The sequence below is a fragment of the Pseudanabaena sp. CCNP1317 genome, assembly GCF_034931345.1.
Taxonomy (GTDB): domain Bacteria; phylum Cyanobacteriota; class Cyanobacteriia; order Pseudanabaenales; family Pseudanabaenaceae; genus Pseudanabaena; species Pseudanabaena galeata.
In genome coordinates this window covers 1-15011 of record NZ_JAYGIF010000059.1, presented here as the reverse complement: position 1 = coordinate 15011, position 15011 = coordinate 1, and the positions used below count along the sequence as shown (strand labels likewise).

The following is a 15011-nucleotide window of genomic DNA, read 5'->3' as shown; positions in this document are numbered from 1 at the left end:
AGTCACGCCAGCAATGTCAGCAATTACCACACTCAATCGTCCCCATGGCGCATCAAAAAAAACTCAGGATCAACCTCAGGATTTAGTTGCTGCTACCAGTGGCTCATCTCAACCAATTCAACTGCCCGATACAGGCGCACAAAATGACGGCTGGAGTTGTGGACCTAATTCGGCGGCGCGGATATTACGTTATTACGGGCATGATGTTAACTATGCAACAGTTCGAGCCGCGACGGACAAAAAACTATTTTTGCCGCAAAAATTTCGCAATCCTTTGAATAACCAATGGATTGAGGTGCGAACAGGCACACCGCCGCAGACATTGCAACAGGTCATGCAGCGTTGGGAAGGTGATCGCGTTAAAAAATCTCCAAAGACTAGTTTTAATCGGCTGATTAATTTAGTGCGATCGGGTAAACCTGCGATCGCTTTGGTGCGAGTTGGCGGTTTATCCATGCCCTATATCGGCTCAATCCCTTATTTGCACTGGATCGTTGTGACGGGGGCTGATCCAGTAAGCCAACAAATTTATTACACAGATACCAATAGTCAAACCTATGCTCTGTCCTATCAAGATTTTCAGGCAAGATGGAATTTGGGCTTAGATCGCGATGTGAGTGGGGCGATCGCGAGTGTTCTTAAAAATAATGGTGTAGAGGCGAGAACCATCGTATGGGTAGATAAATAATTGCAGCGCTTCGCGCTGCAATTTAAAAGCCCCAAAATTTTGTGAAATGTTTACTTTGCAGACATTTCACAAAATTTTAGGGTTTGTTTAATCAGTAATTTCTTATAGGGAGCGCAAAGCGCTCCCTATAAGAAATTTAAGCCGTTCGACGCATCAGCTTAAGGCAACATTGCAAATACGATAAATAATTGAAATCCACAATTTGATAAGTTTCCTTGCTAAAGTCATTGATGTGGTGTGATGGATCAAGACTCAGCTCTTTTAATTTGTTTTTCTAATTTTTCAATCTACTGCTCATGATCATTTCTGCTTTTAAGTAGCTCACCATAATTAAAACCTAAAACCAGAAGCTGTCCCGCCCGCTACGCGGGCGGGACAGCTTTCTAGGTTTTTAGTTGACTTATGCCTAGCTACTTACTAACTCATAACTTCTCTTGGCAGAAACAAGCTATAAGCAATATTAACTATGATCAAAACCGCAATTACGAAGATCGCATTAGTGGGCTTTTTCCCGCTAATGTGTAGTTTCGCTCCTGCTCTTGACCCGATCGCCTTAGCTCAAACATCACCTAATCAAACGACTCAAATTTCCCAGAGCGATCCACTAGCCAACACACCACTTAAGTTGGTAGAAAGAGCTAACTCGTTAAGGGAACAAAATCAACTTGATCGCGCCCTGACACTCTATCGTCAAGCGATCGCTGCGAGTCCAGAGTTAGTGCCTGCTTACTATGGTTTGGGTGTGACGTTGCGCCAAAAGGGGGATATTCAAGGTGCAATCGAAGCTCACCGCCAAGCGATTCTAATCGATAAAAGTTATACGCCTGCCTATTATGGTCTGGGGATAGCCCTGTATCAAAAGGGTGATGCCAATGGGGCGATCGAAGCCTATGACCAGTTTATTCAGCTTAGTAAAGCGGATACGAATCTTGCCCCTGTTTATTACAATTTGGGGTTAGCCCACGAGCGTAAAAATAATCTTCAGGGAGCAATTACCTCTTTTCGCAAGGCTATAGAGTTTGATCCGAAATATGCCCTTGCTCACAATGGTCTAGGTACAGTACTACGTCGGCAAGGTAATCGCCAAGAGGCGATCGCTGCTTATCGTAAGGCAATCGAGCTTGCGCCCCAGTATGCGGTTGCCCATTTTGCCCTAGGGATCTCGCTGTATGAAGATCGTGACTATACAGGCGCAATTGATGCTTATAAGCGGGTAACTACGCTTGATCCGAATTTCCCGAATGTTCATTACAATCTTGGCTTGGCTTATAACCAGTCAAATGATCGCCCCAATGCGATCGCCACATTCCGCAAAGCTGCCCAACAAGATCCCCGTAATGCCGATATTTATGCGGCTCTAGGTAGCGCTCTATTGCGTGAGGAAAATATTCCTGAAGCAGCCGAAGCCTTTAGACGCAGTACTGAACTAAATCCGAGAGTTGCTAGTACCTTCAACGGGCTAGGGCTGGCTCTACGTCGTCAAGGCGATCTCGAAGGGGCGATCGCCGCCTATGAGAAATCGATCACGATTAACCCTAGATATGCAGCCGCTTACAATAATCTTGGACGGGTTTTGTCTGATCAAAATCGTACTTCTGAGGCAGTTGCTGCATTTCGTCAAGCGATCGCCATTGATACAAAGAATGCTGTGGCTTATAGCAATCTTGGCAATTTATTGCGCTCTCAGGGCAATAGTGACGAAGCGATTGATGCTTTTCAGAAAACCATTGCGATTGGTAAAGAAGATTTATGGGTGGACTACACCAGTTTAGGGTTAGCTTATGCTGATCGCGGTCGCCTTGGCGAAGCTCAAGCTGCCTATTTCAAGGCTCTATCTTTAAATCCTACCTTTGCGAAGGCACATTTCGGGCTAGGCGCTTTGTATACGCTTAAGGGTGAGGTAAGTAATGCAATTCGCTCTTACCAAGAGGCTTTAAAGCTATACGAAGAAAATCGTGATGCCGAATGGATCAAGCGGACACAACAAGCAATCCAAGCATTGCAAGGGATTACCTAAAGTGCATAGCTAGTGCACAAGAAGTGATAAGTGGCGCTTTGCGCCACTTATCACTTCTTGCACTAAGCAAAACTTGACGTTGCTATAAAATAGAACACATTGCCAATTAAGTGATCGCACTCAATGATTGTGCAGAAGGGAGCAAAATAGATGACACTAACAATCGTTGCTAAATCTCTATATGAGTCTGACTATTTACTCTGGACTCACGACACCGTAGCGAAGCTAAAGACTAGGGACTTTGCTCATGTGGACTTAGAAAATTTAATAGAGGAGATTGAGAGTTTGGGTAAGTCGGAGAAAAAGGAGATAAGAAGCCGCTTAACAACCTTGCTTGCACATTTGCTCAAACGTATATATGTCGATATGCCTGACTGTTTCAATGGTTGGGAAAATACTATCACTGAGCAAAGAACTGAGATCGAGTTTGTCCTTGCTGACTCACCGAGTTTAAAAACCTTGTGGGATGATACTTTTGACGTTGCTTTTCGTGCTGCATTGCGAAATGTACAAAAGGAATATTCAAAAAAGGGGTATCAATTTCCTGATCAATGGCAGTTTGGAAACGACATTGACACGATGCTGAATGTTGATTTCTGGGAATAGCAATCGCACCAGCATTAAAAGTTCATAGATGTGTCCACAAAAGTACCCTGCGCGACTGTGACGAACAGGGCTTTAGATTGTTATAAGCTTACATAAGTTTTGATATGTACCTAGCCAATCGCAGTACATACCATCAAAAATTAATTATGGAGTTTTTAATATAAGCATGGGATTTTTAGAAGGTCAGGTGGCGATCGTTACAGGTGCATCTAGGGGCATTGGACGTGCGATCGCCGTTGCACTTGCGGCTGAAGGTGCAAAAGTCGTGGTTAACTATGCCAGTTCTGCTAGCGCCGCCGAAGAAGTTGTAGCCGAAATTAAGAGCAAAGGTGGTGAGGCGATCGCCTTTCATGCCGATGTGTCCCACGAAGCACAAGTGGAGAGCTTACTCAAATCCGCGATCGATGCATGGGGACGCATAGATGTTTTGGTGAATAATGCTGGCATTACTCGCGATACCCTTTTGCTGCGGATGAAGCTAGAAGACTGGCAAGCCGTAATCGACCTCAACCTGACAGGCGTATTTCTTGCTACCCGTGCTGTCTCCAAAGTGATGCTCAAGCAAAAATCAGGTCGCATTATTAATATTGCCTCCGTCGCTGGGCAAATGGGTAACCCCGGACAAGGAAACTACAGTGCCGCTAAGGCTGGAGTAATTGGCTTTACTAAAACCGTTGCTAAGGAAATGGCAAGCCGTGGCATTACTGTGAATGCAGTAGCCCCCGGATTCATTGCTACAGATATGACCGCAGATCTCAAGAATATCGACGATATTCTCAAATTTATTCCCCTTGGTCGCTATGGTCAACCTGAAGAAATTGCAGGAATGGTGAGATTCCTAGCGGCTGACCCTGCGGCGGCTTATATTACTGGACAAGTCTTTAATGTCGATGGCGGCATGGTCATGGCTTAATTTTTGTATCGCGGCAAAGCCGCGATACAAAAATTAAATTGCTGAGTCCTAAATTCTGTTAGTTTTTTGAGAGAGAGCCATATGCGCCACAGTTTCAAAATTTTTAGCCAAGTTTTGAGTATTTGGATATTTGTGATTAGCTTTTTGGTTATTAGTCCCAATTTGGCGATCGCAGCACCAACCAATACACCAATCAAAATTGCATCAGTGGATTTCACCAAACAAACGGCGATCGAGGTGAAAGTCAGTCTGAGTAACACTGCTAATGAACTGAAATTTATTCCCGATCGCTTCACCTTTGAGTCGGGCAAACGCTACAAGTTGTTACTGAACAATTCTAGCGGCTTGAAACATTACTTCACGAGCAAAGATTTTGCTGATGCGATCTGGACACAAAATGTCGTCGCGGGTAACGTGGAAGTTAAAGGCAATATTCGCGAACTCGAACTACGCCCAAATACCACTGCTGCATGGACTTTTATCCCCATCAAATCTGGGACCTATGAGTTACATTGCGCGATCGCTGGTCATTCGGAAGCAGGGATGCGCGGGCTAATTACAATTCAACCGAGTGCATAAATTGAAAGTTCTCCATATCATTCCCTCTGTAGCAACAGTACGCGGTGGTCCTAGCCAAGCGGTGATTGAAATGGTGAGCGCTTTGCGATCGCAAGGAGTAGATGCGGAAATAGCAACTACTAATGACAATGGCAAAGATTTACTAGATGTACCTCTATATGAACTTACCAATCAGTTAGCTGAGTATGGGCATGTACCGATTCGTTTCTTTCCTCGGTTTTCGCCAAATATACATGCGGTGCGAGAGTTTGCCTTTTCGCGATCGCTGACAACTTGGCTATGGCAACACATTACTGAATATGATCTAGTTCATGTCCATGCAATTTTTTCCTATGCTTCGACAATTGTCATGGCGATCGCCCGTATTAAAAAAGTTCCTTACATCAATCGTCCTTTAGGACAACTCTGTACATGGTCGATGCAGCAAAGTAAGGTACGCAAACAAATATATTTGAAGTTGATTGAACGTTCTAATTTATTGCATAGTCAAGCACTCCATTTCACGGCTCAACAGGAACTAGAAGAATTCAATCTATTGAAGCTCAATATTCCTAGTTTTGTCTTGCCTCATGGAGTAAAGGTTCCAGATCTAATTTCTGATGCTCAAGAGAGAGTCCGCAAACTTCTGCAAATCCCCGATCGCTTTCCTATTCTTCTCTTTATGTCTCGCATCCATCCTAAAAAAGGATTGGAATACTTGATTGCGGCACTTAGTAAATTAAAAGAATACAATTTTGCCTTAGTGATCGCAGGAAGTGGCGAACCTATCTATGTACAACAGATTCAAGATTTGTTAGTAACTCATGGTCTAAGAGAGCGAACGCATTTAGTCGGTTTTGTGGAAGGTGAAACCAAAAATTTATATCTCCAAGGTGCAGATTTATTTGCACTTACTTCTCATTCTGAGAATTTCGGTATTGCGGCGATCGAGTCTCTTGCATCTGGTACACCTGTGTTGATTACCGATGGAGTCGCGATCGCGACGATGGTACAAGAACAGGCGATCGGTTATGTTACTAAATTAGAGATTAATGTGATCGCTTCTACAATTCAAGATTTTTTCGAGCATCCCCACATTGCTAAACAAAAAGGCGATCGCGCCCAGCAATATATTGCTGATCATTATGCTTGGGATAAAATAGCTCAAAAGCTAATCACCACATATAGCATTTTTCAAGCAAGCGAGGTACAAAGGTTTGTTTCCCCGCCGAAGGCGGGGAAACAAACCCGTACTTCACCAGACTGATAAACGCTATATATCAACTATGTCAAATGATGAATACAAACTCAACTTGCGAATACTTCTATAAAACTGCTGAATCTGGTCATCATCATCATTATATTTTTCCTGCTCTAAAAAAACTATTGAGTAAAATCAAGACAAATGAGCATAGACAGCTACGAGTATTAGATATAGGTTGTGGGAATGGAAGCTTAAGTAACTTAATTGCTAAAGAAGGCTATGAAGTTGTGGGAATTGAAGAATCCCTGTCAGGATTTACTACTGCAATTAATAGCTTTCCAGAATGCAAATTTATTCATGCCAATTTATATGATATTCCATACTCTGATTTAGGAGGAGATTTTGATATTGTTATCTCTGCTGAAGTCATTGAACATTTAGCATATCCAAGAGAGCTAATTAAATCTGCTAAGAAATGTTTAAAGTCTAATGGATTATTGATTTTAACAACGCCTTATCATGGATACTTTAAGAATCTAGCTCTTGCTCTAACTGGTAAAATGGATAATCATTTTACTGTGCTATGGGATGGTGGACATATCAAGTTCTTTTCTGTAAAGACTCTAACAAAGTTGCTAATTACAGAAGGATTTAACAATTATCAATTTGAGTTTGCTGGTAGATTCCCCTATTTATGGAAGTCTATGTTAGTTTTGGCATCCTTTTAGAATTTTATTACTATGATTAAACTATGATTGCAACACCTGTTAAAACTCTTACTCTAGATCTGTTTCTGCAATTGCCAGAGACTAAACCTGCTAGCGAATATATTAATAATAAGGTTACTCAAAAAATTATGCCAAAAGGTCGGCACAGTAGATTACAAGGTAAACTTTGCCAAGAAATTAATCAAGTTTCTGAATTGCCAAAACTTGCCTATGCTTTCCCAGAGCTAAGATGTACCTTTGATGGTAGTTCAATTGTGCCAGATATCGCAGTTTTTGAATGGCGGAATATTCCATTTCTTGCAGATGGTGAAATTCCTGATAACTTTAATCTTGCACCAGACTGGATCATTGAAATTCTCTCGCCTGATCAGAATGCTAACAAAGTTATCGGTAAGATTTTGCATAGTCTTCAGCATGGCAGCAAATTAGGATGGTTTCTTGATCCTAGCGATCGCAGTATTCTTGTGTTTCAGCCAAATCAACAGCCTATACTAATGGCAAATAGCGATCGCTTACCAAGTTTAGAAATAATTCCTTTAGAGCTAACAGTTGAAGTTATATTTAGCTGGTTAAAAATGGAGAGTTAGATTTTTGTGATATAGCTTCGCTACGCCACAAGAACTATTAAATCGCAACGTTAAAATGCTAGAACAAATCACGCCATTAATTCTTACTTACAATGAATCTTTAAATATTGGCAGAACATTAGAGCGATTAACATGGGCAGAAAGAATAGTTATAATCGATAGCTTTAGTGATGATAAAACTCTGGAGATTGTGAATAATTATCCACAAGTGGAAGTTTTTCAGCGTCAATTTGATCATTTTGCAGAGCAATGTAATTATGGAATATCACAAGTTAGGACTGAATGGATACTTTCATTAGATGCAGATTATCTTCTTAGTGCTGAATTGATTGAAGAGTTATGTTTATTAACTGATCGCCTAACTAAAGATGCGTACTTTGCTAAATTTAAATATTGTGTGTTTGGTCAACCTTTACGTGGAACTCTACTACCTCCCCGCAAAGTTTTATACCGCAAAGACAAAGCTATTTATATAGAAGATGGACATGCTCATCGAGTTCAAATTGTTGGAGAATCTGGGTATTTAGCTGGATATATAAGCCATGACGATCGCAAGCCATTAAGTCGCTGGTTACAGTCTCAAGATCGGTATTTATCAATTGAAGCTCAGAAATTATTAACAACACCAAGTAGCAAATTAAGTTTTGGCGATCGCCTTCGCAAGCAAAAGGTGATTGCGCCAATTGTAATTTTGTTTTACTGCTTAATTCTCAAGGGTGGAATTTTGGATGGTTGGGCAGGTTGGTATTATGCTTGGCAAAGAACGTTAGCTGAAATTTTATTGGCAATTCGTTTAATTGAGTTAGAAAGCCATAAATAAAAAGCCGCGCTTTGCACGGCTCTTTATTTATGGCTTTTGACGGTTGTTGTATTTTTGAGCTGTGGTAGTACTAGGCATTACGCCATCACTATTTGGTGAGGCAACTTCAGATGGATCGAGTAGCTTAATCGTCACTTGATTATTTTTGATCCAACCCTGTTTTCTCAGTAACATTTCCTGATTCTTCCCAGAATTTAAAGTTTGGGGTAATTTTTCTCGTAGACCCTTAACCCTTTGCTCGGTCGAGTTTACCTCTGTTGTAATCTCGTCGAGACGATCTTTTTGTGAGGACTGATAGGGAAGTAATTTAGTAATCGCCGCGATCGCCGCAAGAGACAAAGCTAAGTTCACGGCAATGACAATGATTGACTCAGTTGCTTTAGTTCGGCAATATTTTTCTCTTTTACGTTGGACATTCTGAGCAACTGCTTCACTGTAGTCACTAGCGCCATTAAAAGATGCAAGATTGCTAGAGGCAGAATGGTTGCTGCGTGAATACATATTCACAACATCATTTCGCCTGTACTTACCCTGCGATCGCGGGGCTTGTTTAGGTGTTGAAAAATGTGGAGATAAGTCTCGTTTGGCAACCATTCGCAACCTCTAGGCTGTAAAAATAGATATTATGAGAGATATTATGAGGACTGGGAATTGGACTACGAGTTAGAAAGCGCAGAACCCAATAGAGCTGCCAATACTGCGGGGAACAGTGCAACTACCAATGCTGTAAAAACTTGAGCATCTGAAAGATTCATACAATATCTCCTTATATAGTTCTTATTTCGATCTTAACAATACACTGTCATATCAAAAATTGACTAGACGTTAAAACAAATAAAAACAAATAGCAACAAAAAAGGACATGCCCTATCTTGCTTAGCTGCTATAGCAACCCTAAATGTGTTGTGAGAGTGCGCCCCAAAGGGGCGCACTCTCACAACACTCCAAATCTTCCAACTCATTTAGGATCGCTTTAGTTGGCTTGGTGCTCTAGGATAAATTGCTGAATGCGATCGCAGGTTTCAGGACGAATTTCGTGGGACATCTCGTATTCTTCATACTCTACGGTTACACCCAGACGATCAAAGACCTCTTTTGTATTACGAGCCACACTGATAGGGACAACTGTATCTTGCGTACCATGAGCGATCAAAATAGGCGGAAATGATACATCTGTAAGTTCTTGTAATTCTTCTTCTGTGATATGCAAGTAACCGCTTAGAGCAATTAATCCTGCTAAGGGAAATACTAAGCCCACATCTAAGGTCATGGCTCCACCTTGAGAAAAACCTAGTAAAAATGTTTTCTCTAGAGGTATCCCTGTCATCGCTGGTAAATCTTCGAGAAACTGGCTGAGCAGTTCGCAGCTTTTGGCTAAACCTTCAGCATCAAGGCTTTGGAGGTCGTACCACATTTTGCCATTGGGCATCGGATGGTTAAAGGGAGCCTCAGGACAAATCCATTGATAATTGCGGAGTCCAACCATAGGCGCAAGGGAGATCAGATCATCACAGTTTGCGCCCCAGCCGTGGAGTGCGACTATCACACCAAATGCATTGGGATTAGGTAGTTGTGAGGGAAGAGATCGGTAATTTAAGGTCATGAACAAAATTATAACTGTCGCCATCCAAAAAGATAAAGGCGGCGCGATGCGCCGCCTTTATCTTTTTGGGTTTTGGATTGCTATACAATGAAATTGCATAGAATATGGCGTTTGTCGAGCAAGCGAGGTACAAAGGTTTGTTTCCCCGCCTTCGGCGGGGAAACAAACCCGTACTTCACTAGACTGATAAACGCTAAATGCAGTTTTAAAAAACAAAACATATAAACTTTTCAAAATTGCTGGAGAATTGCCTGAATGCAACTCGTCGCGCTTCAGAACTTACTGGACAACTCATCATTTGCCGTCCTCTTTGCGACCATGCTCGTTTTCTGGGTGCATGTCGCATTTCCCAATTTGCCATATTTACGATCGCTTGGTAATGCAGGCATGGCGATCGCTAATCTCTGTATTGCTACATTACTGGGAGCGCGTTGGATTGATGCAGGCTATTTCCCACTGAGCAATCTTTATGAATCGCTATTTTTCTTAGCATGGGGCATTACCACCATGCATATTGTCGTTAATCGGATCGGCAACAAAAGCGCCAATGACAATGCTAAGCGTCTAGTCGGAGCCTTCACTTCACCGATGGCGATGGGAATCACCGCTTTTGCTGCTCTTGCTTTGCCTTCTGGAATGCAGATGTCAGAACCCCTTGTACCTGCGCTGAAGTCTAACTGGTTGATGATGCATGTTAGCGTCATGCTCTTGAGTTATGCCGCCTTAATGACGGGTAGCATTTTGGCGATCGCCTTTTTGATCGTCACTCGTGGTCAAGAGGTGGTGCTACAGGGTAGTTCATTTGGTACTAATCTTCGCAGTGTTGCCGATGGCAATAATACGAATAATCCTAACCCTGAAACATTTGCCGCGTTTGCGGTTGAGAGTATGGGCAGTATTTTAAATTCAGGTAATCTCCAAACTGCCAATACTGGCACAATCACTGCCGAGGCGATCGCTCCTAAAACTAAGCCCCTATCATTGCGTCGTCTCACCATTGGTGAAACTTTAGACAATCTCAGTTATCGAGCGATCGGGCTAGGATTTCCCCTGCTAACGATTGGTATTATTGCAGGCGGAGTATGGGCAAACGAAGCATGGGGTTCTTATTGGAGTTGGGACCCGAAGGAAACATGGTCTTTGATCACATGGTTGGTCTTTGCAGCTTATTTACACACACGTATTACTAAAGGATGGCAGGGTCGTAAGCCTGCGATTTTGGCTAGTGTAGGGCTTTTAGTAGTCTGGACTTGCTATCTAGGCGTAAATTTACTCGGTAAGGGTTTACACAGTTACGGATGGTTCCTTTAATCTCAAAAGAAAAGCCTCGCTAAGCGAGGCTTTTCTTTTGAGGATTTAACGTTTACTTAACTCTTCTTCAAGTTTAGGAAGACTATCTAACTCAAATACGGTGATTTGCCCAGAATTGGCGCTACCTCTACCATTTTGCAATAGCTCGATCCAGTAGCCGTATTTTTTGCCTTGACGTAATTCTCCTTGTAAAGCCCTGAGAATTGGAGAAGCATTTTTTGCTTGTGATCGCAGCACCATAGCGGTCGTTGGATATGCATAAACCCGTTTAGCCGTTGCATAATCACGCATAATCTCTGGTCCATAAATAGAACGCAGGGCTTCTTCTAGACGCGATCGCGTGACCCCATTAATGATGTCAAAAAAGCTAATCCGCTCACTTCTAATCAAATTTGCGTCGCCCTTTTGGATAGCGGCAATCCCCGGTAGCACTACACTAGCTTGAAATTGAAATCGTCTTGATGGGGTGTCACTTTTTCGCACGAGTAGCCGCTCGCCAGCCGATGGACGTAATACTGGATGTGTTCTAATCCAGTCGATGACCTGATCGGGCGTTTGTCCAGGTAAGGCGATCGCTGATGGCACGACTGAACGCCATGTTGTTGGTAGAGCCATACTGGTGATCTGCATCAAAAGTGTGGTTGCGATCGCGATATTTACACCTTTAATGTTTGCGCTCTTAAAGCAATTCATGGGAAACCTCTACACCAATTAAATCCGATTGCGTTTTGCAAATGAGGGCATATTGATTTGCAAATTTGTTTTACAAATCAAAAAGGCAACTACATTAAGGTTTAGCAGTTTTCATTTTGCCTACGGCAAAATGAAAACTGCTATATAGACAAATTTAGCTGGCAAATAATGGGTGAAAGGATATCACGGACGGGCGTAAATGCAATGACTTTTTCAGTCTTTTTACGATGTTTTGAGGTTTTATAGCGATCGCTGGTGATGGAATGGCAAAATCGCAACCCCAAAAAGCTTTACTCTGCGAAGCTCTTTGGGTGGTTATGAAGAAGTTTTTAAAAAATATGCTGAGAGTATTGACAAACGCCTTTTAAATCTACATAATAAGGAGCGCTTAAATAAAGAAACGCAAAAAACGAGCTGCAACCCAGCTAGTAAAAAGCAATTCTAGAAATAAGTTTAAGCATAAAAATTTGGGTTCGTAGTTCAATTGGTTAGAGCACCGCCCTGTCACGGCGGAAGTTGCGGGTTCGAGCCCCGTCGAACCCGTTCTAAAAGACTAAAAAAAGGAAGGTACTGATAAACAGTACCTTCCTTTTTTTAGTCTTTTTAGGGCTTATCGATATCTTTCATCAAAAATAATTTTTGTAATGCAGATTGGTGTTTTGATTACCAAAATTACTAAAGAAAATAAATCTTCTCCTATAATCTGTCAAACTTAGAAAAAGAATTATATCAACGCAGTGATGCAAACGTTTTTGGCTGATTAATTTAGTAATTAATTAGTAATTAATTACTAATTAATTGATGTTACGCAGAATGCAGACGCGGAATCTCTTACAGCTAGCCAATCAGGGTAACCACGGGGAAATCGCGACTATCTAATTCTTGTTCTGTAGGGGCTGCGCCCCCATACAAACCCCGATCTTAAATGGGTTGTGAGAGTGCGCCCGCACTCTCACAACCCATTTAAGATCGCTATAACTGCGTAAGGTGAGTGATTAAATATCCCTAGAATTAAGTGAAAGCGATGAACGCTAAAAGTCTCCTCCTCCGTAAACAATTACTATCGGCGATCGCCCTTGATCCGTTGATAGTTGCTGTAGACACAGGAGTCATAACGGCGATCGCCTCTATGGAGAAAACAGGCTCAAGTTGTGTTTTGGTAGTTAGGAACAACCATGAGTCTGAGGCAATTAGTTTAGTTGGTATTGTGACCAAACATGATATTTTTCAGTCCATTGCTCAGCATGTTCTTTTAGATAATTTATCGATACAGTCGGTAATGCATGATTCGGTTGTTACCATTCAAGAATCAGCCCTAATCGATTTTCCATCTGTCCTCAAAATATATCAACAATATCGAATTCATCATTTACCTGTACTAGATGGCGATCGCCTTGTTGGGGTGTTATCTCAAGATGCTTTAATCGATCTGTTGACCCAGAATGTTTTGCAGGGAGGATTTGAGGATCAGGATTTATCTATACTTGACCATATCGAAGATAGCCGAGATATTAGCGAAAAAATCGACAGCACCATTACCGCAGGTGTTACGAGCCTCCATGATTTGACCACACTTAAGCAAGTAAAAGAATCCTTACAAAATAGAGAACAGTTTTTACGCACAATCTACGAAGGTGTGGAACAGGCTATTTTTACAGTTGATGTATTAGAGGATGGAGATTTTCGGCTTGTTGCTTTTAATCCAGCCGCCGAAAGATTAACGGGGCGTTCGACAGCAGAAATATCTGGGAAATCACCCACCAAGGAAGTCCTTCAAAACTATATAGCTTGTGTCCAAGCAGGAACTTCGATTACCTATGAGGAATGCCTAGTTTTTAAGGGGCAACCAACTTGGTGGATTACCACTCTAAATCCTATCTACGATGCCTTAGGGCGTATTTGTCGCATTGTGGGAACTAGCACCAATATTTCCCAACGCAAGAAAATGGAAACTGCTCTCCAAAATCTGATTGAGAGTACTTCTGCGGTTACAGGTGAAGATTTTTTCCCAGCTTTAGTTAGTCACATAGCTAAAGCGCTCAATGTTTCCTATGCAGTTGTTACAGAAGTAGAAGGCGATCGGCTGCATACCCTTGCTATTTGGACAACTGATACATTGCAAACCGATTTTTTATACGATTTTGCAAAGTCTCCCTGCCAACGTACTTTACAGGATGGGATGTTTTTTTGCGATCGCTTTCTTCAGCAGCAGTTCCCAGAGGATCGCGATCTTGTGGGTATGGGGGTAGATAGCTATTTGGGTATTGCTTTACGGGATAGCCATAATCGAGCGATCGGGACTTTATGTATCCTTGATAAGCAGCCAATTCAAGATCCCCTGTGGGCTGAAAGCCTACTGCGGATATTTGCATCCCGTGCGGCGGCTGAGTTGGAGCGCGAACGAGCCATGAATGCACTGGAGAATTTGAATCAAGAACTGGAAACTAGGGTGAAAGAACGCACAGCAGCATTGCAAGAAAGCCAGCGTTTTATCCAACAAATTGCCGATGCATCACCGAATATTCTCTATTTGTACGACCTCCAAGAACAGCGTAATATTTACGTTAATCGTGAGATTGGGATTATTCTTGGGTACACCCCCGATGAAATTCAATCGATGGGTTCCAATTTGTTTACTAATTTAATTCATCCTGATGATTTAAAGAAATTGGCTTCTTACCATACCCAAATCTATGCGGCTCAAGATGATGAAATTCTCGAATTTGAATATCGGATCAGACATGTAAATGGAGAATGGCGTTGGTTCTATGGTCGAGATGCAGTATTTAACCTGAATTATGCATGACAAGGGGAACGAGAACAAGAAAAAGAGCCTAAAAGCTATTAGAATTAGGCTCTTCAGAATAATAATAGATGTATTTTCTCATGACAGAGTGTAATCAAGAAGCAAAGATCGAATTTTATAAAAAAAAGCGACTAGAAGTAAAGTTTAGTGGCGAACAATTGAGTAGTGAAGGTGGAATACTGCTGGTGAGACAAGCAGAAGAGAAAGTTAAAATTATCGAAGAGATGGCAGAGAGAATCGAGGATAAGCGAGACCAGAATAAAATCAGACACAGCATGGAACAGTTAATCCAGCAAAGGGTATTGCAAATAGCCGGTGGCTATGAAGATGCCATCGATAGCAATCAGCTGAGAAAAGACCCAATTTTAAAAATTGCCTGCAATCGGTTGCCAATAGATGAAGAAGAGGAACTACTGGCAAGTCAGTCAACCATGACGCGGTTAGAGAATCGGATTGCGAAATCAGAGAACAAAGCCA

At 41.9% G+C, this 15011-nt stretch carries 16 protein-coding genes and 1 tRNA gene; 13 read left to right on the top strand and 4 right to left on the bottom strand.

Features of this window, described 5'->3' with window-relative positions:
* The first annotated feature begins 13 nt into the window (after nt 1–13).
* From VB775_RS12590 to VB775_RS12550, 9 genes are all read left to right on the top strand, one after another.
* Nucleotides 14–688 carry a C39 family peptidase gene (locus VB775_RS12590; RefSeq protein ID WP_281005881.1) on the top strand — a complete coding sequence of 225 codons (675 nt, stop codon included), beginning with the start codon at nt 14–16 and terminating at the stop codon, nt 686–688.
* 466 nt (nt 689–1154) lie between these two features.
* Nucleotides 1155–2705: a tetratricopeptide repeat protein gene (locus VB775_RS12585; RefSeq protein WP_281005882.1), complete on the top strand. Its 1551-nt coding sequence runs from the start codon at nt 1155–1157 to the stop codon at nt 2703–2705.
* Nucleotides 2706–2855: 150 nt separating this feature from the next.
* The gene (locus tag VB775_RS12580; protein WP_281005883.1) at nt 2856–3311 is read left to right on the top strand and encodes a DUF29 domain-containing protein; all 456 of its coding nucleotides are present in this window, start codon (nt 2856–2858) and stop codon (nt 3309–3311) included.
* Between the two features lie 166 nt (nt 3312–3477).
* Nucleotides 3478–4224, top strand: a complete 747-nt coding sequence (gene fabG, locus VB775_RS12575) for a 3-oxoacyl-[acyl-carrier-protein] reductase (RefSeq protein ID WP_281005884.1) — start codon at nt 3478–3480, stop codon at nt 4222–4224.
* 81 nt (nt 4225–4305) lie between these two features.
* The gene (locus VB775_RS12570; RefSeq protein WP_281005885.1) at nt 4306–4803 is read left to right on the top strand and encodes a copper-binding protein; all 498 of its coding nucleotides are present in this window, start codon (nt 4306–4308) and stop codon (nt 4801–4803) included.
* Nucleotide 4804: 1 nt separating this feature from the next.
* Entirely contained in the window at nt 4805–6049 is a 1245-nt protein-coding gene (locus tag VB775_RS12565; RefSeq protein WP_281005886.1) for a glycosyltransferase, read from the top strand.
* A gap of 8 nt (nt 6050–6057) precedes the next feature.
* Nucleotides 6058–6714, top strand: a complete 657-nt coding sequence (locus tag VB775_RS12560; protein WP_281009420.1) for a class I SAM-dependent methyltransferase — start codon at nt 6058–6060, stop codon at nt 6712–6714.
* A gap of 23 nt (nt 6715–6737) precedes the next feature.
* Complete coding sequence (locus VB775_RS12555; protein ID WP_281005887.1) at nt 6738–7301, top strand: Uma2 family endonuclease; 564 nt, start codon at nt 6738–6740, stop codon at nt 7299–7301.
* Between the two features lie 55 nt (nt 7302–7356).
* Nucleotides 7357–8121, top strand: a complete 765-nt coding sequence (locus VB775_RS12550; protein ID WP_281005888.1) for a glycosyltransferase family 2 protein — start codon at nt 7357–7359, stop codon at nt 8119–8121.
* 27 nt (nt 8122–8148) lie between these two features.
* Here VB775_RS12550 and VB775_RS12545 read toward each other — a convergent pair whose 3' ends face one another.
* From VB775_RS12545 to VB775_RS12535, 3 genes are all read right to left on the bottom strand, one after another.
* Nucleotides 8149–8715 carry a hypothetical protein gene (locus VB775_RS12545; RefSeq protein ID WP_281005889.1) on the bottom strand — a complete coding sequence of 189 codons (567 nt, stop codon included), beginning with the start codon at nt 8713–8715 and terminating at the stop codon, nt 8149–8151.
* Between the two features lie 62 nt (nt 8716–8777).
* On the bottom strand, nt 8778–8876 hold the full coding sequence (psaM, locus tag VB775_RS12540) for a photosystem I reaction center subunit XII (protein ID WP_009628308.1): 99 nt from the start codon (nt 8874–8876) through the stop codon (nt 8778–8780).
* A 218-nt stretch (nt 8877–9094) separates the two neighbouring features.
* Nucleotides 9095–9724, bottom strand: a complete 630-nt coding sequence (locus VB775_RS12535) for an alpha/beta hydrolase (protein WP_281005890.1) — start codon at nt 9722–9724, stop codon at nt 9095–9097.
* A 255-nt stretch (nt 9725–9979) separates the two neighbouring features.
* Between VB775_RS12535 and ccsB the strand changes: the two genes are divergently transcribed.
* Nucleotides 9980–11035 (top strand): c-type cytochrome biogenesis protein CcsB, encoded by a 1056-nt coding sequence (gene ccsB / locus VB775_RS12530; RefSeq protein WP_281005891.1) that lies wholly within the window; start codon nt 9980–9982, stop codon nt 11033–11035.
* A gap of 45 nt (nt 11036–11080) precedes the next feature.
* On the opposite strand, the gene VB775_RS12525 is transcribed toward ccsB, so the two are convergent.
* On the bottom strand, nt 11081–11728 hold the full coding sequence (locus VB775_RS12525) for a hypothetical protein (RefSeq protein ID WP_281005892.1): 648 nt from the start codon (nt 11726–11728) through the stop codon (nt 11081–11083).
* Nucleotides 11729–12197: 469 nt separating this feature from the next.
* Between VB775_RS12525 and VB775_RS12520 the strand changes: the two genes are divergently transcribed.
* The 3 genes from VB775_RS12520 to VB775_RS12510 form a co-directional block, all read left to right on the top strand.
* Nucleotides 12198–12271: transfer RNA gene (locus tag VB775_RS12520), tRNA-Asp, on the top strand.
* 481 nt (nt 12272–12752) lie between these two features.
* Nucleotides 12753–14534: a PAS domain S-box protein gene (locus tag VB775_RS12515; RefSeq protein WP_281005893.1), complete on the top strand. Its 1782-nt coding sequence runs from the start codon at nt 12753–12755 to the stop codon at nt 14532–14534.
* Nucleotides 14535–14614: 80 nt separating this feature from the next.
* A partial coding sequence (locus tag VB775_RS12510) for a transposase (protein WP_323216810.1) occupies nt 14615–15011 on the top strand: 397 nt, incomplete at its 3' end.